This window comes from Pantoea piersonii, assembly GCF_003612015.1.
Lineage (GTDB): Bacteria > Pseudomonadota > Gammaproteobacteria > Enterobacterales > Enterobacteriaceae > Pantoea > Pantoea piersonii.
In genome coordinates this window covers 113,231-132,606 of the sequence record NZ_RARB01000006.1, presented here as the reverse complement: position 1 = coordinate 132,606, position 19,376 = coordinate 113,231, and the positions used below count along the sequence as shown (strand labels likewise).

Here is a 19,376-nt window from a genome sequence, read left to right as displayed (position 1 = left end):
TTAAACGCTCCTTTTCCCTGAGATGCTTACCGGACCCAATGGATAAGGCTTGTTCGGGTTATCCATCACCTGCTGGTAGTCGGCACGGGCACCGGGAAAACCGATCAGTTTCCATGAGGCGAGCGTCTGGTTACCACCATGCATCGGATCGGCGAGATAACCCTCCTGGGTATTCTCCAGCAACTGTTGGAAAAACAACTTCCCGGGAACGGCTTCAAAAATGAGTTTGCCCGCTTCGAGCTGATGCAGAATATCTTCCTGCTGTTCGTGGCTGAGGTCGGCGAAGACTTTTTGAAACTTCTGCTGGCAGTGTTCGTTAACGGCTTTAATACCGCGGCGATAGGTTTCGCGTGGCACAAGATTTGACTGATAGCCCAGTTCCGGCGCGGCGCTCGCGAAGGGAGCCTGCATATACCACAGCTGGCCATGCCCGTAAGGGAGCTCCATCTGTTTATCAATAAAAACCGGTACGCCTTCGCTGACAGCACCGGGACCATTACTGTCGCCGGGAATCAATCGATCGGTGGCCGCCAGAATGAAACGCCATTCTTCATTGTTGAAAAAAGTCGGCACGTAGTGATCTGAAACGCCAGCCGATTTTGTGTCGGTGTCTGCTGCGAGAACGCTAACAGGCGCAATACTGCCGCCGACAACTGACAGAGGTATAAGTGACAGGGTTTTTTGCAGAAAGCTTCGCCGCGAGGCGCTATCCCCGTTAAGTTTTTTGCTCATTTTGCCTTCCAGTTGGTGTTTGCCAAATTGCCTGCTCAACAGGTGCCAGTGGCACTATGTTAAGCACGCTAATAGTTCTTCTAGGAATTAATATGCTGCTAAAGTAATCTATTTTATTGAATGCAGAGATTAATAATTTGTTAAATTTTGTAAAGATAATGTAAATTCACGGTTAAGCTTTAAAATCAGGTCCTTTGTTATCCTTATGATCGCTGGTGCCTGTCTGAACAATATTGATCCAGTTCATAAGTATCAGTACGTACTGCTGGTTAATGCCGATGAGTTGGTCTGGAGAGACAGCGAACACGTCCGTCTGAGGCGTGCAGGCTGTTTCAGGGGTGGGTAGTGGCCAGCGGTGAGCGCAAAGTCGTGGCCGCTCTCCGGCGAAAATTTGCAGAGCGTTATTAAGGGTGCGTGGATATCACCCAATATAAGTGGCGCCGGTAAGACAGCACGCTCTGGCAAATGGGTAAAAAAAATTAATTATTACGCACACAGCTGTAAGGTAACGCAGCGTGACATTCTGAAAGGGCTTTGATGCCTGTGGCAGTTTTAGGATAAAGGCCATGGTCTGGCTTAAAAATACCTATGCAACTGAATTTCGGGCGCTTCCCTGGTCTCTTCTTTTATCCCCGATAGCAAAAGATTTCATTCATGTGACGCTTTTTTGACAGCGCTGTCATAAATCTTTCATAAAGTCTTTATATGTTAGTCACACTAATCGTTGTGCTTTAAGCTGCTTTCGCGATCTACAGGATATCTTTTCTGATGAGTGATTACGTAACACCCCAGGCATTGAATGGCGCCGCAACGCCCTTTTCGCCAGATGAACCCCACACAAAAAAACAGAGTAACAAACCGCGGTTGCTGTTTATCGTGTCGCTCATTTTCGGCGTGCTCTTTACGGGTACCCATCTCGCTGGCGATATTCAGCAGTCCGGTCTGAGCTTTAGCGGTTCGCTGCCGCTGATCCTGTTAGCAATTGCTTTGCTGGCGGCGCTTGGTTTTGAATTTGTAAACGGTTTTCACGATACGGCGAATGCCGTGGCAACGGTCATCTATACCCGCTCGCTGTCGCCCACAACGGCCGTAGTCTTGTCCGGGGTGTTCAACTTTCTTGGCGTGCTCTTCTCTTCAGGCGCAGTCGCCTTTGGCATTATTTCCCTGCTGCCGGTAGAGCTTATTCTGCAGGCAGGAAGCAGCGAAAGCTTTGCCATGATCTACGCCCTGCTCTTCGCCGCCATTATCTGGAACCTGGCGACCTGGTGGCTGGGGCTGCCCGCCTCCTCTTCGCATACGCTTATCGGGGCTATTATCGGCGTCGGCGTGGCCAATGCGATGATGCATGGCCGTAGCGCGCTGAGCGGCGTGAACTGGGGACAGGCGATGAATATCGGTAAGGCGCTGCTCCTCTCGCCGGTAGTGGGCTTCGCCTGCGCCGCGCTGCTGCTGGTGATCATGAAGCAGCTGATCAAAAAACCGGCGCTTTACCAGGCGCCGAAAAACCACGGCGCGCCGCCGTTATGGATCCGCAGCCTGATGGTGCTCTCCTGTACCGGCGTCTCTTTCGCGCATGGCTCTAACGACGGACAGAAAGGCATGGGTCTGATTATGCTGATTCTGGTCGCCGCGCTGCCGGTAACTTATTCCCTGAATCGCGCCGAACCGCAGTCGAGCGTGCCGCATATCATTACCCTGGCGCAGAGCAGCCAGCAGCAACTGCAGCAGCTGTCGCCGCTGGCACCAGCCGGTCAGCCGCACGCTGTGCTGACTGCTTATCTGCGCACCGGCGAGCGCAACGTTAACGTCCTGCCGGCGCTGGCGCAGGTAGCAGGCAATATCGGCGCGACGCTTAATCATTCTGGATCGATGGCGAACCTGCCTGCCGGGCAGGTTCCCGCGCTGCGTAATGAGATGTATCTGGCGGCAGAAACCATTAAACATCTGCAGGCCGACGCTACCCTGGCCTTGCCCGCTGCGACCCGGCAAAACCTGCAGTCGCTGCGCAGCGCGCTGGATGCCGCGACACAATTTATTCCCGCATGGGTCAAGATTGCCGTCGCTCTGGCGCTGGGTCTGGGCACCATGGTCGGCTGGCGTCGCATCGTCGCCACGCTGGGGGAAAAGATCGGCAAGCATCCGCTTAATTATGCGCAGGGCGTCAGCGCGCAGCTGGTGGCGATGGGCACCATTGGCGCGGCAGATGCGTTCGGCATGCCGGTTTCAACCACCCATGTGCTCTCATCGGGCATTGCCGGGACCATGGCGGCCAACCGCAGCGGCTTACAGCTGAGCACCCTGCGCAATATGGCGCTGGCCTGGGTGCTGACGCTGCCTGCGGCTGCCCTGCTCTCCGCCGTCCTCTACTGGCTTTTGATTTCACTGTAATTTTTGCGCGACAGGGATAATAAACGATGGCTACTCATCAAATTGATTACAACGACATGTTTGACGCGCGTCTTTTGCAGGAATTTTATGACAGCTATGACGAGTCATTTGAGCTGGAACTGGAAGATATCGCGGCGGCTAACAGCGATGATGCGGAACAGAAAGCCTGGCGGCGTCGCTACTTTTCCGAACTGCTGCATTTGCAGGGCGAGCTGGTTAAGCTGCAAAACTGGGTAGTGCGCACCGGCCACCGCTTAGTGGTGATTTTCGAGGGGCGCGACGCCGCTGGCAAAGGCGGTGTAATCAAACGCATCATGCAGCGACTCAACCCACGCTATTGCCGGGTGGCCGCGCTGCCTGCGCCAAACGAGCGCGAACGCACGCAGTGGTATTTCCAGCGCTACGTTGCGCATCTGCCTGCGGCCGGAGAGATCGTCTTGTTCGACCGTAGCTGGTACAACCGTGCCGGCGTGGAAAAGGTAATGGGCTTCTGCAGCGATGAGGAGTACCAGGAATTCTTCCGCAGCGCGCCGGAGTTTGAGCGCCAGCTGGTGCGCAGCGGCATTTAAATTGTTAAATACTGGATTTCCATTACCGATGAAGAGCAGGAGACCCGCTTCCTCAGCCGTATTCACGATCCGCTGAAGCAGTGGAAACTCAGTCCGATGGATCTCGAGAGCCGTCGCCGCTGGGAGGATTACACTGTCGCGAAGGAGGTTATGCTGGAGCGCACCAACATTGAGGAAGCGCGCTGGTGGGTGGTGCAAGGGGTAGACAAGCGCAAAGCGCGACTCAACTGTATTGCGCATTTGCTGAAGCAGGTACCGTATGAAGCGGAAGAGAGTGACAGGATCACGCTGCCCTCCCGTATTCATCGTGCAGATTATGCCCGCCATCCGGTACCGGAAAATATGATTGTCCCGGATCGTTACTGATAGTCATCGTTCTGCCTGCTGCGGTCAGCGCAAACTGGCCGCGGCAGGGCTTCTTTCTGACCTGTCCGCGCCACTTTTAACGCTGTTAAAAATGATGGCATAACCGACTTTGCAGCCCCCCTGACGTTCGCGGATTGCCTGACACTCAGCCAGAATCGTCGGTCCGCCTGCGCGATGATTGCGCCATCAACGCCGCCACTACCCAGAAAAGAGCGCATTCAACAGCTTCTGGCGTAGTAATGCGATGCGGCTGCTCTCCGATAAGAAGGTTTTGCAGCGGGTAAAACAACACATTCTGTTGACTGATTTCTGAGGCTCAAAAATCTTTGTTGCCAGCGCAGGACTTATCGATATGGATCAGAGAATATCTACCGATCGGGCAAAACGCTTCAGCAACGGGAAGCATTCTGGCGAGGTTACCTCACCGCCTCGCATGCTGACCCTGGCAGCATCAGTGCGCCAGCAATTAACGTTGTTCTGCATTAAAAGAACAGGGGCAGCATCATGCCCCTGTTAAATATTTTATGATATCCGCGCGCTGTGTGGTGCGCATGCGTGCCTGTCAGGCGTGCCTCAGTGCTTATACGGACTTCGCCTTTCCCTCTCTCCCTTTCATTCTTAATGAAATTAATATAGTCATTAATCAATAAGTTAATTGGTAATAACCTTCCGCAATCTCTGCTTATGATGAATTTGTGATCTCTCTCGCCAATCCTATTCATCATGTGTTGTTATATTGGTTATGAGTCATCTCGTTATTAAATCATTTGGCTGATTTTCCATGACCCGAGCCGTTCAGGGACATGCGGCTTTCTGCTGGCGTAATTTCGACGAGCTGCTCTTAACCCTACAACCCTGAAAATTAAAAAAGGTAACGATATGGAAGGCCAGGATCTGCAACGCAAGCTCGGCTTCTGGGCCGTGCTGGCAATTTCCGTCGGAACCACCGTCGGTTCCGGTATCTTCGTTTCGGTTGGAGAAGTAGCAAAAGCGGCGGGCACGCCGTGGCTTACCGTGCTGGCATTTGTAATTGGCGGGCTTATCGTCATTCCACAGATGTGTGTCTATGCGGAACTCTCCACAGCCTATCCTGAAAACGGCGCCGATTATATTTACCTGAAAAACGCTGGCAGCCGTCCGCTGGCATTTCTTTCTGGCTGGGCCAGCTTCTGGGCGAATGATGCGCCGTCACTCTCTATCATGGCGCTGGCGATTGTCAGTAATCTGGGCTTTCTGATTCCACTCGACCCGCTGAGCGGCAAGCTGGTTGCGACCGGGCTGATACTGGCTTTTATGCTGCTGCATCTGCGTTCGGTAGAAGGCGGAGCCACCTTTCAGACGTTGATCACCATCGCCAAAATCATTCCATTCGCAATCGTGATCGGCATTGGCATCTTCTGGCTAAAAGGTGACAACTTTGTCGTTGCGGAGAGTAGGGTAACCACCAGTGCTACGGCGGGCTTTATGGCACTGCTGGCGGGGATTTCAGCCACAAGCTGGTCCTATACCGGCATGGCGTCGATCTGTTACATGACCGGCGAAATTAAAAACCCGGGCAAAACGATGCCGCGCGCATTGATTGGTTCCTGCCTGCTGGTACTGGTGCTCTACTCGCTGTTAGCGCTGGTGATTTCAGGGATCATGCCGTTCGACAAGCTGGCTGCATCCGAAACGCCCATTTCCGATGCCCTCACCTATATCCCGGGTCTCGGCAGCATAGCGGGCATTTTTGTCGCCGTAACGGCCATTATTGTGATCCTCGGATCGCTCTCCAGCTGTGTGATGTATCAGCCCCGGCTGGAATATGCGATGGCGAAAGACAAACTTTTTTTCAAAAGCTTCGCCCACGTTCATCCTAAGTACAACACGCCGGATGTCTCGATCATTTTGCAGTGCGCGCTCGGCATTTTCTTTATCTTTGTCTCCGATCTCACCAGCTTGCTCGGCTATTTCACGCTGGTGATGTGTTTTAAGAACACCCTCACCTTCAGTTCCATCATCTGGTGTCGCAAACGTGAAGATTACAAACCGCTCTGGCGCACGCCCGCCTTCGGTCTGATGACCTTCGCCGCTATCGCCTCCAGCCTGATTCTTGTGGCGTCAACATTCGTATGGGCGCCTGTTCCTGGGCTTATCTGCGCCCTGATTGTAATCGCTACCGGTCTGCCCGCTTACGCCTTCTGGGAAAAGCGCAATCGCCGTCTGGCTCACGTTTCTTAACCCTGCCTGGAGAGTTGTTTCATGTTGAATATTGATAAACGCAGTGTGGATTTTCTGGTAACTGAAAATATGGTGCCGGAGGTGGAAAAGATCCTGGCACAGGATGTGCCGCGCGTTCACGCTATCGTTGATGAGATGGTGCAGCGCGATATCGACCGCATCTATTTCGTCGCCTGCGGCTCACCGCTCAATGCCGCCCAGACGGCAAAGCACCTTGCCGATCGCTTCTCAAGCCTGCAAGTTTATGCGCTTTCCGGCTGGGAGTTTTGCGATAACACGCCGCATCGTCTCGATGCGCGTTGCGCGGTGATTGGCGTCTCTGATTACGGTAAAACTGAGGAGGTGATTAAGGCGCTGGAGCTGGGCGCGGCCTGCGGTGCGCTGACGGCTGCCTTCACCAAACATCACGACAGTCCGATAACCCAGGCGGCTGAACATGTATTGGCCTATGAAGCGGACTGCATCTGGGAGATTCACCTGCTGCTCTGCTACAGCGTAGTGATCGAGATGATTACTCGTCTCTCGCCACATACCGAGATCGGCAAAATCAAAAATGACCTGCGTAAGTTGCCGCAGGCGCTGGGGCATCTGGTGCGCACATGGGAAGACAAAGGTCGTCAACTTGGCGAACAGGCGAGTCAGTGGCCGATGATCTATACCGTATCGGCCGGTCCGCTGCGCCCACTTGGCTATAAAGAGGGCATTGTCACCTTAATGGAGTTTACCTGGACGCACGGTTCTGTGATTGAGAGCGGCGAGTTTCGTCACGGGCCGCTGGAGGTCGTCGAGCCCGGCGTGCCTTTCCTGTTTTTGCTTGGCAGCGATGAGAGTCGCCATACTACCGAACGTGCTATTCGCTTCGTGCGCGAGCGCACCAATAACGTGATTGTGATTGATTACGCGGAGATTTCTCAGGGGTTACATCCGTGGCTGGCCCCTTTCCTGATGTTCGTCCCGATGGAGTGGCTCTGCTATTACCTCTCTATTTATAAAGATCACAACCCAGACGATCGCCGTTATTACGGCGGATTGGTTGAGTATTAATCCTTTTGCCCGGCCTGAAGAAGGCCGGGCGTTTCTATCAGGAGAAGCGAGATGAAAAAGGATGATGCGGCTGCAGGTGAAACGACACAGCCTGACGGGATGATGCGGTTGGCGACGGTCGGCGATAACTGCGTGGATATCTATCCTCAACTCAACAAAGCCTTTTCCGGCGGCAACGCCGTTAATGTCGCGGTCTACAGCAGACGTTATGCCATGCAATCTGCCTGCGTGAGCTGGGTGGGTGACGATGCGTATGGCGCGCTGCTGAAGCGTGACCTGCTGCAACAGGGCGTCGATATCTCTCATCTGCACACTAAAGCTGGCGTGACCGCGCAAACCCAGGTCGAACTGCGCGACAACGACCGCATTTTGGGCGATTACACCGAAGGCGTAATGGCGGATTTTACGGTGAGTAATGAAGATATAGCATGGCTCAACGGCTTTGAGATGATCCACTCCGCTATCTGGGGGCACGCTGAGTCGGTGCTGCCGACGCTAAAAGCGGCGGGCAGGATCGTCTCCTTCGACTTCGCCGATAAATGGGAAAGCCCGCTGTGGCAGAGCTTACCGCCGCATCTTGACTACCTGTTTGCGTCGGCGCATGTCGAATCGGCCTGGCTGCGTGACCGACTGCAAACCGTGGTGGAGTGTGGCACGGGCGTCGCGATTGCCACGCTGGGCGAAAATGGCAGTCTCGCCTGGGATGGTAAGCAGTTCTGGCGCATGCCGCCCGAACCGGTGAACGTAGTTGATACGATGGGTGCCGGTGATTCCTACATTGCTGGCTTTCTCTGCGCTATTGCTGCTGGCCTGCCAATCGCACGTGCCATGAAGCAGGGATCGCAATGTGCCGCCCAGACACTGCGCTATCATGGCGCCTGGTAATACCTGCGTTGGCGTGACGCTGCGCGCGCCAACCCCTATGACTCAGCCATAAAGCCTCCTATAATCATCTCCATTGTTTTCAACAGTCAGGGTCAATTCATGCCAGCGACGGCGCGATATTCACATCAATTGCTCTATGCCACGGTACGTCAGCGCTTGCTGGATGATATTGCGCAGGGCCTTTACCTGCCGGGTCAACAAATCCCGACCGAAAGCGATTTATGCACGTTGTATAACGTCAGCCGCATTACGATTCGTAAAGCGATAACTGAGCTGGTAAAAGATGGCGTGTTGATCCGCTGGCAGGGAAAAGGAACCTTTGTGCAGAGCAAGAAGGTTGAAAACGCGCTGCTTACGGTAAGTGGTTTCACCGATTTCGGCGTCTCGCAGGGAAAACCGACGCGTGAAGAGGTCATTGAACAGGAACTTGTCAGCAGTGATCCCTTCTGCGAAAGGCTTAATATCCCTGGCAACGGCGAGATGTTTCGCTTGCTGCGGGTAATGTATCTTGATAACGAGCCGCTGTTTATCGACTGTTCGTGGATTCCCCTCTCGCGTTATCCTGGCTTTGATGAGGTTTATAGTGTCGGTGCTTCAACCTATAAACTGTTTCAGGAAAAATATGATATCCGCGTGGTCAGCGACAAAAAAACCATCGACATTTTTACCGCCACCAAAGCGGAAGCGCTCAGGCTTCAGTGCGAACTGGGCGAGCCGCTCTTTCGCATCAGCAAGATCGCTTACGACCAGAACGACAAACCGGTGCACTATTCGGAGCTTTTCTGTCGGGCAAACCGCGTAAGTCTGACAATTGATAATCATCGTCACTGAAAAGCGCTGGCAGAGAAGCAACGGCGCCGTGGCAACTAGGTTTTTGGTTATTTCCCCTCGCCTCGATTAGCAGCATGTGCAGCAAGGTCTTCATGCGCCAGCTAGCAGGTTAAGTCCCTCACATCCTGGTATGCTGCCCGGCTTGAGGAGCACCCAATATGCGTCAGTTGTCCTAAAAAGGCGAGACGCGCAGCCTCTGAACACTTATCTGCAATCAAGCCAACCAAAACCACGCCGCGAACCGCAGGCGCACGCTTTGCCGTTCCGAATCACTCACCCTGTTTTAGAGAGTATCCCTCTTCCCATCCTCGGAGGAGCCTGATTCCCGATGCCACTTCGTCAGCATCGTCATGCTGTGTTCACGGGTGATCGCTTTCAGCATCGTCAGGCGCGCGTCATCAAATTGTGTCCATTTAAGCTGCGTCAGCACGGTGTTTTGCATAGCGTGTATCATCGCGACCTGGCCGATAAGCGAAACCGTCCGCAGGCGAGTGATTTCTGCGCTGACAGGCTGTTGGGTAATACGTCCGATAAGCTGAAAACCTGCCTGGAAGATTTTGTTCCCGATTAACTTCTGCATCAGCGCAAACGCCTGTTCCGGCCCATCGCCCATCTGTAAACGGGCATGAAATAGCCGCTTGCCGGGCGAGCTCTGGCTGCCGGTGATGCGGTCAAACATGGTATCGAGCAATGCGCAAAAAAGCGTCTTGCACTCCTCCACATCCATATCCTCGTCCGGGCTTTCAATGCGCTCCAGCAGCGGCTGGAAGAAAGCGTAACTCTCGTTAGCCAGTGAATCGACGCAGGCGAGGTAAAGCCCATCTTTGTTCTCAAAGTAATACTGTAACGCAGGTGTGTTCACCCCGGCTGCCGTCGCTATCTGCCGGGTTGTTGCCGTCTTAAATCCCCGCTCGCCAAAAATCTCGATGGCAGCATCAATTATGCGCTGGCGCGTCTCTTCACCACGGTGATATCCGCTTTCTGTTGAATGCCTTAAGGGCTTTAGATTTTTTCCCGACACGCCTCTCCTCCTGTCGCCTGAACGCGCATTATACGCAGTTATCTGCGGGGTTTTAAAATATATCGCTTGACATAAATTCAGCTCACAGACAATTTATATCACGCGATATAATTTTCTTTACAGAGGTTTACCTTGCTGTACCTTTCAGTAGCCACTTCAGCATCACCCGCTCACAGTGATGCCTCCAGTTCAGTAACCAGACCCAAACCTAAAAGCAAGCGGATGCGTTTACTCCTGCTGATTGCCATCGTGGTTATCGCGCTGGTTTGCGCCGTCTGGTATTTTTTGACGCGTTATACCGAATCGACCAATGATGCTTATCTTCAGGCTGACAGCGTGACGCTGGCACCGAAGGTATCTGGAAATATCGTGGCCGTTCTGGTTAATGACAATCAGTTAGTCAAAGCAGGCGATCCGCTGGTTCGCATCGAAAACGACCAGTACCAGGCGCGGGTCAATGAGATGCAGGCCACGATTAAAGCCCGTGAGGCGGCAATCGAACGCGCAAGAGCGGATATCACCCGTCAGCAGGCTGAGATTGAACAGGCTCAGGCTCAGTACGCCTCTGCCCAGGTGCAGTTACGTTATGCCTCGCATGAATACGATCGCTATCGCCCGCTGGCCGCCAGCGGTGCCGAAGCGAGCGAACATCTGGCCGACTTAAAGCGCAGCCGCGATGCCGCGCAAGCGGATGTCGCCGCCAATGCCGCGGCGGTAAAAGCCGCTTCCGCCCAGATTGCTACGCTGAAAGCGCAAATCGTGCAAAGTGAAGCGGAACTGGCGTCATCAAGAGCCAGTCTGGCGCAGTCCGATATCGATCTTAAAAATACGCTTGTGAGCAGCCCGATAGACGGCGTGATCGGCAACCGCACCGTCCGGGTGGGCCAGTATGTGCAGCCGGGTACCCGTATGCTGACGGTGGTGCCGCTCAACGACATTTATCTGACCGCTAATTTCAAAGAAACGCAGCTGACCAATATGCGTCCTGGACAGCCTGCTACGCTGCACGTTGATGCGCTGCCGGATCTGAACATCAAAGGCGTGGTTGACAGCTTCTCGCCCGGTACCGGATCGCAGTTCGCGCTGCTGCCGCCGGAAAATGCGACGGGCAACTTTACTAAAATCGTCCAGCGTGTACCGGTGAAAATCCGCATTAACGCCTCGCCAGAGGAACGTAAGCGGCTCTTACCCGGGATGTCAGTGACGGTCGACGTCGATACCCATGAACAGGGTGCAGGAAAATGAGTGCGGCTGGCGTCACGTCGCAAGAGGCGGAGAAAGCCTCACTGTCGGACTGGATAGCGGTAATCGCCGGTGCGCTGGGGGCGTTGCTGGCCACCCTTGATATCTCTATCACCAACTCGGCATTGCCGCAAATTCAGGGGGAGCTTGGCGCAACCGGCACCGAGGGAACCTGGATCTCTACGGGTTACCTGATGTCCGAGATCGTCATGATCCCGCTGGCAGGCTGGCTTACCCGGGTGTTTGGCTTACGAAACTTCCTCATCTCGATGGCGGTATTCTTTACGCTGTTTTCCGTTATCTGCGGTCTGTCAGAAAGCCTGCCGCAGATGGTGTTAGGGCGTATTGGGCAGGGTTTTACCGGCGGTGCGATGATACCGACCGCGCAGATGATTATTCGTACCCGCCTGCCCCGCTCTCAGCTGCCGCTGGGCATGTCGATATTTGGTCTTATCGTCATTCTGGGGCCGGTACTCGGCCCGGTTATGGGCGGCTGGCTGGCAGAAAATATCAGCTGGCACTGGTGCTTTTTTATTAACGTGCCGGTGAGCGTGGCGCTGGTGTTTCTGCTGTTAAACGGCCTGAATAAAGAAGAAACCAACTGGACTGAATTTATTCGCGCGGACTGGACTGGCGTGCTGGGACTCAGCGCGGCGCTTAGCTCACTGACGGTGGTGCTGGAAGAGGGTCAGCGCGAGCGCTGGTTTGAGTCTACCGAAATCTGCTGGCTTAGCGTGGTATGCGCGATCGGGTTTGTTCTGCTGCTGATCTCTCAGGTTACCGCACGCAGGCCGGTCATTCGTCTGTCGCTACTGTTTAACTTTCGCTTTCTCAGCGTCATCGTCATCGTTTTTATCCTCGGCATCGCTCTCTACTGCATCTTATATCTGCTGCCGCAGTTTCTGAGCGGCATAGCTGACTATAACGCCCAGCAGTCCGGAATGGTGTTGCTGATTTCAGGCATACCCAGCCTGTTGCTTATGCCCTTTCTGCCCAGACTATTGACCAAAATCGATATTAAATTACTGGTCATATGCGGTATCGGCTTCTTTGCGTGGAGCTGTTTCCTGGACACGACGCTTACCGTGCAGAGCAACGGCGACGATTTTTTCTGGTCGCAAATTTTGCGCGGCGCAGGACAGATCCTGGCGATGATGCCGCTGAATCAGGCGTCAATGGCGGCGGTGCGCACCGAAGAAGCGGCCGATGCTGCCGGTCTTTACAATATGATGCGCAACCTCGGCGGCTCGGTCGGACTCGCGCTGGTTGGCATATTTATCGACCGGCAAAGCAAGCTCCACAACGATGTTATCCGCGAATCTATCAGCGCAAATTCGCCGCTGGTCACTGACAGAATGGCGGCAAGCAGCGCCGGATTTTTCAGCCAGACCGGCGATGCGGCCTATTCAGCATCACAGGCGCTGGCGCAGCTGGCGCAACAGATTCAACAACAGGCGCTGGTGCTGACCTATTCAGAAACCTTCTATCTGATGGGGTTTGCCCTGATCTGCTGTATACCTCTTACTTTCCTGTTGCGCTCGCCGCATAAGCCCGGCGCCGCTTCCAGCTCGATGAAAAAATGATGAATAAATTCAATAAACTCTCCTATACCATGCTGATGTTGCTGCCTGTGCTGACAGGCTGTACGGTCGGCCCGGATTACCATGCGCCCGCCAGTCCGGTTAAAGCCACTAAATATGCCCGGCTTCCTGATACAGGCTTCGCCACCTCGCCGACGGCGTCAGCATGGTGGACAACGCTAAACGCTCCGCTGCTGAATCAGCTCATTGACGAGGCGTTAAAAAATAACCCCGATATCGGCATCGTACGCGCACGGCTACGTCAGGCGCGGGCGACGCTGAGCGGCAATGAAGCCAATGAATATCCTTCGTTGTCGGCGTCAGGCGCCGCGGTTCGGGCGCATCTTCCCGACAGCGTGGCGACAGGCGAAAAAAATCCGCTGTCGTTGTACACCACCAGTTTTGACGCCAGCTGGGAGGTAGATCTCTTTGGCGGTACGCGCCGGGCGATTGAAGCGTCCCGCGCCATGGAACAGGCGAACATGGCGAACATTGCGGATGCGCAGGTTTCCATCACGGCAGAGGTCGCCAGAAATTATCTGATGCTGGCCGGTGCGCGACAGCAGCTGGCGTTACTGAAGCGTTCCGTAGAGGTGCAGCAGCAAATGCTCACCCTTACTCAGCAAAGACGACGTCAGGGAACAGCCAGCGACAGCGATGTAGAGCGCCTTGTTACGCAGCTTGAAACAACCCAGTCTCAGCTGTCGCCTTTGCAGGCGGATATCGATGCGTATCTGGATACGCTCGCTTTCCTGGTTGGGAAAACGCCCGGCGAGCTTGATGGCATGCTGTCAAATATTGACACTCTGCCGCAGCTCCCCTCTGACATTAACGTTTCCGATCCGGGCTCGCTGTTAAAACGCCGGCCGGACGTGCGCAGCGCAGAACGCCAGCTTGCTGCGAAAACGGCGGAGATTGGCGAACATAAGGCGGACTACTTCCCCAAAATTAATCTTGTCGGGACCCTGGGGTTCAGCACGGCCGAGGGCGCACTGCTTGAGAAGCAGAATATGTCATGGATGCTGATCCCATTTCTGCAGTGGAACTTCCTGGATTTCGGCCGGGTACGCGCCCAGGTCGATAAGGCTCAGGCGGAGCGCGACGAAGCGGAAGCGCAGTGGCGTAAGACGGTGCTGGATGCGTTACGCGATGCCAACTCCTCACTCTCCCGCTACGGCCACCAGCGGCAAAACGTGGTTGATCTCTATCGCGTAAGCACGTCGGCGCAGCACGCCAGTTCGCTCGTACAGCAGCGCTATAAAGCGGGCGCTGCCAGCCTGATCGACTATCTGGACAGCGAACGCACCCTGCTGACCGCCCAGCAGGATGAGATTAATGCCCAGACGCAACTCACCGTCGACTTCGTAGCGTTACAGAAAAGTCTGGGTCTGGGTTGGCAATAACGCGCTGGAGACCCGACACTCTGTTTTTCATAAAACGCTAACGGATACTATGGCGATAAAAAAAGCGTTACCGCCACTGCTGACGACATTGCTCTCAGGGACCCTGAGCGTCGCCTGGGCGGATACCGTCTGGCTGAATAATGGCGACCGCCTGACGGGCACCGTTCGCTATTTGAGCGACGGCAAACTGGGGCTGGATATGGAGTATGGCGGCACGCTAACTTTAACGTGGAGCGCCGTCAGTACCCTTGCCAGCAATAACCCTTTTGTGGTGGAAAATAAAAAGACCGGAGAGAACTATCACGTTACTTTAACCGCGGGCGATCCCGGTTACGTCTGGGTAAGACGCGACGATGAGCGTCAGCAGCAGAAAGTCTCGGTCAAACGCATAGACGATTTTATGAAAGAAAAAGTGCGGACCGATACGCTATCCTGGACAGGAAATATAGACGCGGGCGTGAATATAAAAAAATCCTCGACTAAAACCGATGATTATAATTTCTCGCTGAATACTAAGCTTAGCCAGGGACGCTGGCGGCATGATATTGGCGCGACCTACAACCGTGAGCAGGAAAATGAGAGTGTCAATACGGATAATTACAGCCTGCGCTATGCCTTTGACTACATTTTTCGTGAACAATATTTCTGGCAAACGCGCGGCACATATAAACGTGACTGGGTGGAAGATGTTTCCCGCCAGGCGCTGATTGGTACCGGTCCCGGTTATCAGCTATGGGACACTGAGCTGAGTTCTTTTTCCGTTTCAATACTGGCGGGCGCTTTTGGCTACGGTTACAGCGACGGGAGCAGCGACGATCACCTGGGCGCCTCCATACGCTGGAATTATCAGCGTTATTTGCTGGCGAAAAAGGTGACGCTTTACAGCAACGGGGATATTGGACATTCGCTGGACGAGGACGGTATTTTTACAATGGATGCAGAGGTCGGCTTGCGCTATTCGCTAACCTCGTGGTCGACATGGCATATCGGCTATCACAAAAATCTGGTGCACGGCACGCGCGATAATCTGAATGAAGGCACCTTTTCAACCGGCCTTGGCGTGAAGTGGTAATCCTTAATCGACGGGCGTCAGGCTTATTCTGTAACAGATCAATAAAGTCTGCGTGGCGCCCGCTTTTGCCATTTAAGCGGGTCGGTGCGTCATCAGATTAAATTCTGACTGCAGGCGACGATTACATAGCGGGACGATAAGATTCAGGGCCGCACAACGATAAGCGCCGCTCGCCTAAATGAAGCAGGCTAATTTAAATAAAAACTCGCTCCCGCCTCCTCTCTATTAGAATAGCGGCGTAATTACTGTATGATGCCTGACTAATCATCGCTGCCGGCACACATCCTTTTATATGCGAAAGAATACGTTGCGTACTTCAGGTTCCTCTCTGTTAAGAACGTCGCTTGGTAAAAGCATGGTGATGTTTTTAATGCTGACGAGCCTCTTCGTTATTGCCATCAATGCCTGGTCTTTATGGAACTCGTGGCAGCAAAAAGTCATTGAGAAAAAAGATGACGCCCGGAACCTTTCCGTCTCTCTGGCAAAGCAGGCTGAGGATGCGATTCTACAGGTAGATATTACGCTGGCGGACGCGGTCAGACAGCTAAGGCAGCGCGGAAACGACTATGCTGCGACGCCTGCTTTTTTGCATCAGCTCAAAGAGCAGCAAAGTAAACTGCCGCAGCTGCACGGACTTTTTATTTACGACACGGCGGGACACTGGGTTGCCTCTTCCGGCAATTTTATTCCGACTAACGCCAGCAATGCCGATCGAGACTATTTCATCTGGCATCGCACCCATAACGATACCAGTTTGTTGATCAGCCACGTTATACGCAGCCGCTCGACCGGCGACCTGGTGATCCCTGTTTCCGTTCGCCTTAACGATGCGCAGGGTAACTTTGCCGGCGTTGCGCTGGCGACCGTGCGGGTAGACTATTTCCGCCAGTATTACAGCTATTTTTCCCTGGGCGAAAAGGACACGTTAGGACTGATTCTGGCGGACTCTTCAGCGCTTTATATCCGCCCTTTCTCCGATGCCTATATTGGCAAAATGCTCTCAACCAGTCCGCTGTTCGAAACCGAACTTAAAGCGGCCTCCAGCGGCAATGCTACGTGGCGCTCATCCTTTGACGGCGTGGAACGCGTATTTGGTTACGCCCGGCTTGAACGTTATCCGCTGATTGTGACCGCTGGCTACGATCTGTCGAACATTCGTATGGCGTGGCTCTCGGGCAATCTGCTGAACGTGCTGCTCAATCTGGCGCTGCTGGGCATTATCAACGGCATCGGCGTGCTGGTGCTCCGCCAGGTCGGCACCAACGTCAGAAACCAGCTCGAGCTCTCTTTCGTCCGCGACGAGCTGACCACCATTAACCATACGCTGCAGTCGCTGGCGCTGGTGGATGGTTTAACCGGGCTTGCCAACCGCCGCCAGTTTGACGCGCTGCTGGAGCAGGCGTTGCTGAGATCGCATAAAACCGGCGACCCGCTGGCGCTGGTCATGATCGATATCGACTTTTTCAAGCGCTACAACGACACCTATGGACATGTATCAGGGGATGAGTGTTTGCAGGATGTTGCTCAGGCGCTTAAGGGCAGCGTTCAGTACCACGGCGACGTGGTCGCGCGATACGGCGGAGAAGAGTTCGCGATTATCATGCCCAACACTGACTTTTCCGAGGCGAAAATCGTTGCTGAAGAGGCTGTCAGGTCGGTTATGGAGTTGGGTATTGCTCACGAAACCACAGAGACGCCGCCGGGCGTTGTCACCATCAGCGCGGGTTACTTTGCGCTGATATCCAAAGGCGATCCTTCAGAAGCAGAACAGCTGAAACGTGAGGCTGATCAGGCGCTTTATCAGGCGAAGCGCAATGGACGCAATCAGGCCTACGGTCAAAAATGATGGACTCTGCAGGCGCATCCGGTAGCTGAATACGGAGCAAAAAAAGTGGGGCATCGCTGCCCCACTGCTGTTTACTGCCTCAGCCTCAACTCAAGGCCTTACTTCGGCAGCGCGTACACCACAACCTGGTCGCCCACCTGATCTTTCAGGATGGTATTACCGCCTGCCACGAACGCCACATACTGACGCCCTTTATATTCATAGACAGAGGGGTTAGCCACGGCAGGCGCTTCAGCCTGATCGGACCACAGCTCTTTGCCGCTCTCCAGTGAATAGGCGCGCACTTTGGCATCCATTGAGGCGCCAATAAAGATAACGCCGCCCGCGGTCACCGCCGGGCCGCCAATGGTGGGCGAGCCCCAGCTTTCAGGCATAAAGAAGCCGTACTGCTGCGATGCGCCAACCGGACGACGCCACTTCACCTCGCCGGTGTGCATATCCAGCGCCACCAGCTCGCCAAACGGCGGCTGCCAGCAGGGCATGCCGAGCCAGTTATTCGCCACGTCAAGACGCATGCCGTAAGGCGCGCCCTCCTGCGGAGCAAAACCACTCTCGTTGCCAGAGCCTTTATCCGCTTTGTCATAGTCTTCACGGCTATAAAGCTTCACGTACTGCACGATATGGGAGACGTTAACGACCGCGATCTGGTTCTGCGGATCGAAGGCTACGCCGCCCCACTGCACGCCGCCGGCGCTGTCCGGGTAGGTTAACGTGCCCTCGCCCTTGGTCGTCGGCGGGGTATACATACCTTCATAGGTCAGCTTATCCCACAGGCGTGAACACTGACCGGCACCAACGATATCCGCCAGCTTCCAGATTTCAGGCTTTTTAGACTGATCGAGCAGCGGTGCGGGTTTGGTAGGGAACGGCTGCGTCGGAGACAGTTTCTCGCCCTGCACTGAGCCATCGCCCTGCGGTACGGGACGTTCCTCGATTGGCCAGACATCTTCACCCGTCAGGCGGTTCACCACGAACAGGAAGCCTTGTTTGGTTGCCTGAATAAGCGCGGGGATCTGCTTGCCATTGACCGTAATATCCATCAGCGTCGGCGCGGAGTTGATATCGTAATCCCACACGTCGTGATGCACCCACTGACGCGACCAGACCACTTTACCGGTGTTCACATCCAGCGCGGTGGTGGATGTCCCGAGCGGAATAGCGTCAACGCGGTTGCCGCCCCAGTAGTTCGGCGAAGGCGACGAAACCGGCAGGTAGATCAGGCCGTGGGCTTCGTCTGCTGACATATGAGTCCAGACGTTGGCGGTGCCGGTACGTTTGCGGATATCAGCCGGAATGGCATCGAAGGTCCATTCACGCTGGCCGGTCTCTGCGTTGATCGAAAAGACCGTGCCGGGAGGCGCTTCAGCATAGGCCCAGTCTTTCCCTGCCCAGCCCACAATCAGATGGTTGCCGACCACGGTAGGCGGTTGCAGCAGCGACAGCGGATATTTGGCGTTCAGGGTATTCCACTGATTAACGTCCAGTACGCCTTTATTGGCGAATGTCTCGCACGGCTTGCCGGAGTCCGCATCCAGCGCGTAGAGTTTGGCGTCAACGGTGCCCATATAAACGATTTTTTGGCAGGCCTGCCCGGCGACCGGGTTTTTAGCCTGCCAGTAGGAGACGCCACGATTTTTCAGAACCGGCTGCGTCAGCGCTTCGCGCGGGGCTTTGGTATCGTAATGCCACTTCTCTTTACCGGTTCCCGGATCCAGGGCGATCAGGCGGTCAAAGGGCGTGCCTATATAGATTGTTTCATTAGCAAAAACCGGTGTGGCTGACCAGACCGTCGCGGGCGTTTTACCTTTGCCATCGGAAACGTCGCCGGTATGGAACTCCCAGACCTTCTCCAGTTTACTGACGTTATCAGCCGTGATCTGTTTAAGCGGGCTGTATTTCTGGGCATTGAGCTGGCCGTGGAAACTGTCCCAGGTCGCGTTTTCCGGCACCAGCGGCGAAGCCACGCCGGGCGCTGACTCCACCTTCTGGCCATCCTGCCCGGAAGAGGCCTCTTTGGTGGTATTGGTGGTGCCAGGCGCCTGCTGGTTAGCGGCATCCACATTAAGCTTCTTCTGCGTTCCCTGAGAAGCTTCTGCGGCTTTATCCTGCGCCTGTAATGTGAGTGGCGCCACCAGCAGAGCAAGCGCAGTCATGCTGACTTTCATCAGTTGGTTCTG

Annotated in this window: 14 protein-coding genes and 1 pseudogene; 11 read left to right on the top strand and 4 right to left on the bottom strand. The window is 54.6% G+C overall.

Translation table 11 applies throughout. The annotated features are described in order from the left end of the window. Window positions 1-732 carry a gluconate 2-dehydrogenase subunit 3 family protein gene (locus tag D7S44_RS16700; RefSeq protein ID WP_120456734.1) on the bottom strand — a complete coding sequence of 244 codons (732 nt, stop codon included), beginning with the start codon at window positions 730-732 and terminating at the stop codon, window positions 1-3. Window positions 733-1,500: 768 nt separating this feature from the next. Between D7S44_RS16700 and D7S44_RS16695 the strand changes: the two genes are divergently transcribed. Beyond that, window positions 1,501-3,120 (top strand): inorganic phosphate transporter, encoded by a 1,620-nt coding sequence (locus D7S44_RS16695; protein WP_120456732.1) that lies wholly within the window; start codon window positions 1,501-1,503, stop codon window positions 3,118-3,120. A 26-nt stretch (window positions 3,121-3,146) separates the two neighbouring features. Next, a pseudogene (ppk2, locus tag D7S44_RS16690) lies at window positions 3,147-4,055 on the top strand (polyphosphate kinase 2). Window positions 4,056-4,079: 24 nt separating this feature from the next. On the opposite strand, the gene D7S44_RS24125 reads toward ppk2, so the two are convergent. Beyond that, complete coding sequence (locus tag D7S44_RS24125; RefSeq protein WP_371315512.1) at window positions 4,080-4,190, bottom strand: hypothetical protein; 111 nt, start codon at window positions 4,188-4,190, stop codon at window positions 4,080-4,082. A gap of 744 nt (window positions 4,191-4,934) precedes the next feature. Between D7S44_RS24125 and frlA the strand changes: the two genes are divergently transcribed. The 4 genes from frlA (at window position 4,935) to D7S44_RS16660 (ending at window position 9,035) form a co-directional block, all read left to right on the top strand. Further along, complete coding sequence (gene frlA, locus D7S44_RS16675) at window positions 4,935-6,275, top strand: fructoselysine/psicoselysine transporter FrlA (RefSeq protein WP_120456729.1); 1,341 nt, start codon at window positions 4,935-4,937, stop codon at window positions 6,273-6,275. 21 nt (window positions 6,276-6,296) lie between these two features. After that, entirely contained in the window at window positions 6,297-7,319 is a 1,023-nt protein-coding gene (gene frlB / locus D7S44_RS16670) for a fructoselysine 6-phosphate deglycase (RefSeq protein WP_120456727.1), read from the top strand. Between the two features lie 99 nt (window positions 7,320-7,418). Next, window positions 7,419-8,204 carry a fructoselysine 6-kinase gene (gene frlD, locus D7S44_RS16665; RefSeq protein WP_120456992.1) on the top strand — a complete coding sequence of 262 codons (786 nt, stop codon included), beginning with the start codon at window positions 7,419-7,421 and terminating at the stop codon, window positions 8,202-8,204. Window positions 8,205-8,303: 99 nt separating this feature from the next. Beyond that, window positions 8,304-9,035 (top strand): GntR family transcriptional regulator, encoded by a 732-nt coding sequence (locus D7S44_RS16660; RefSeq protein WP_120456726.1) that lies wholly within the window; start codon window positions 8,304-8,306, stop codon window positions 9,033-9,035. Between the two features lie 283 nt (window positions 9,036-9,318). Here D7S44_RS16660 and D7S44_RS16655 read toward each other — a convergent pair whose 3' ends face one another. Continuing rightward, on the bottom strand, window positions 9,319-10,056 hold the full coding sequence (locus D7S44_RS16655) for a CerR family C-terminal domain-containing protein (RefSeq protein WP_120456724.1): 738 nt from the start codon (window positions 10,054-10,056) through the stop codon (window positions 9,319-9,321). 222 nt (window positions 10,057-10,278) lie between these two features. Between D7S44_RS16655 and D7S44_RS16650 the strand changes: the two genes are divergently transcribed. The 5 genes from D7S44_RS16650 to D7S44_RS16630 all read left to right on the top strand — a co-directional run bounded on the left by D7S44_RS16650 (window position 10,279) and on the right by D7S44_RS16630 (window position 17,199). After that, the gene (locus D7S44_RS16650; protein ID WP_120456722.1) at window positions 10,279-11,301 is read left to right on the top strand and encodes an HlyD family secretion protein; all 1,023 of its coding nucleotides are present in this window, start codon (window positions 10,279-10,281) and stop codon (window positions 11,299-11,301) included. Next, window positions 11,298-12,881: an MDR family MFS transporter gene (locus tag D7S44_RS16645; RefSeq protein WP_120456721.1), complete on the top strand. Its 1,584-nt coding sequence runs from the start codon at window positions 11,298-11,300 to the stop codon at window positions 12,879-12,881. The genes D7S44_RS16650 and D7S44_RS16645 overlap by 4 nt, the downstream gene beginning before the upstream one ends. Continuing rightward, on the top strand, window positions 12,881-14,281 hold the full coding sequence (locus D7S44_RS16640) for an efflux transporter outer membrane subunit (RefSeq protein ID WP_205685239.1): 1,401 nt from the start codon (window positions 12,881-12,883) through the stop codon (window positions 14,279-14,281). Before D7S44_RS16645 ends, D7S44_RS16640 begins: the two co-directional genes overlap by 1 nt. 49 nt (window positions 14,282-14,330) lie before the next feature. Beyond that, window positions 14,331-15,353 (top strand): DUF481 domain-containing protein, encoded by a 1,023-nt coding sequence (locus tag D7S44_RS16635; protein ID WP_120456717.1) that lies wholly within the window; start codon window positions 14,331-14,333, stop codon window positions 15,351-15,353. A 370-nt stretch (window positions 15,354-15,723) separates the two neighbouring features. Then, the gene (locus D7S44_RS16630) at window positions 15,724-17,199 is read left to right on the top strand and encodes a GGDEF domain-containing protein (RefSeq protein WP_240629483.1); all 1,476 of its coding nucleotides are present in this window, start codon (window positions 15,724-15,726) and stop codon (window positions 17,197-17,199) included. A gap of 98 nt (window positions 17,200-17,297) precedes the next feature. Here the strand turns inward: D7S44_RS16630 and D7S44_RS16625 are convergent, their stop codons facing one another. Continuing rightward, entirely contained in the window at window positions 17,298-19,352 is a 2,055-nt protein-coding gene (locus tag D7S44_RS16625) for a pyrroloquinoline quinone-dependent dehydrogenase (RefSeq protein ID WP_120456990.1), read from the bottom strand. Between the last annotated feature and the right edge of the window lie 24 nt (window positions 19,353-19,376).

Coding starts and splice junctions, on each gene's coding strand:
- D7S44_RS16660 (WP_120456726.1), top strand. CDS start 8,304: ATGCCAGCGACGGCGCGATATTCACATCAATTGCTCTATGCCACGGTA.
- frlA (WP_120456729.1), top strand. CDS start 4,935: ATGGAAGGCCAGGATCTGCAACGCAAGCTCGGCTTCTGGGCCGTGCTG.
- D7S44_RS16625 (WP_120456990.1), bottom strand. CDS start 19,352: ATGACTGCGCTTGCTCTGCTGGTGGCGCCACTCACATTACAGGCGCAG.
- D7S44_RS16645 (WP_120456721.1), top strand. CDS start 11,298: ATGAGTGCGGCTGGCGTCACGTCGCAAGAGGCGGAGAAAGCCTCACTG.
- frlB (WP_120456727.1), top strand. CDS start 6,297: ATGTTGAATATTGATAAACGCAGTGTGGATTTTCTGGTAACTGAAAAT.
- D7S44_RS16630 (WP_240629483.1), top strand. CDS start 15,724: ATGCTGACGAGCCTCTTCGTTATTGCCATCAATGCCTGGTCTTTATGG.
- D7S44_RS16650 (WP_120456722.1), top strand. CDS start 10,279: ATGCGTTTACTCCTGCTGATTGCCATCGTGGTTATCGCGCTGGTTTGC.
- D7S44_RS16635 (WP_120456717.1), top strand. CDS start 14,331: ATGGCGATAAAAAAAGCGTTACCGCCACTGCTGACGACATTGCTCTCA.
- D7S44_RS16695 (WP_120456732.1), top strand. CDS start 1,501: ATGAGTGATTACGTAACACCCCAGGCATTGAATGGCGCCGCAACGCCC.
- frlD (WP_120456992.1), top strand. CDS start 7,419: ATGATGCGGTTGGCGACGGTCGGCGATAACTGCGTGGATATCTATCCT.
- D7S44_RS16640 (WP_205685239.1), top strand. CDS start 12,881: ATGAATAAATTCAATAAACTCTCCTATACCATGCTGATGTTGCTGCCT.
- D7S44_RS16700 (WP_120456734.1), bottom strand. CDS start 732: ATGAGCAAAAAACTTAACGGGGATAGCGCCTCGCGGCGAAGCTTTCTG.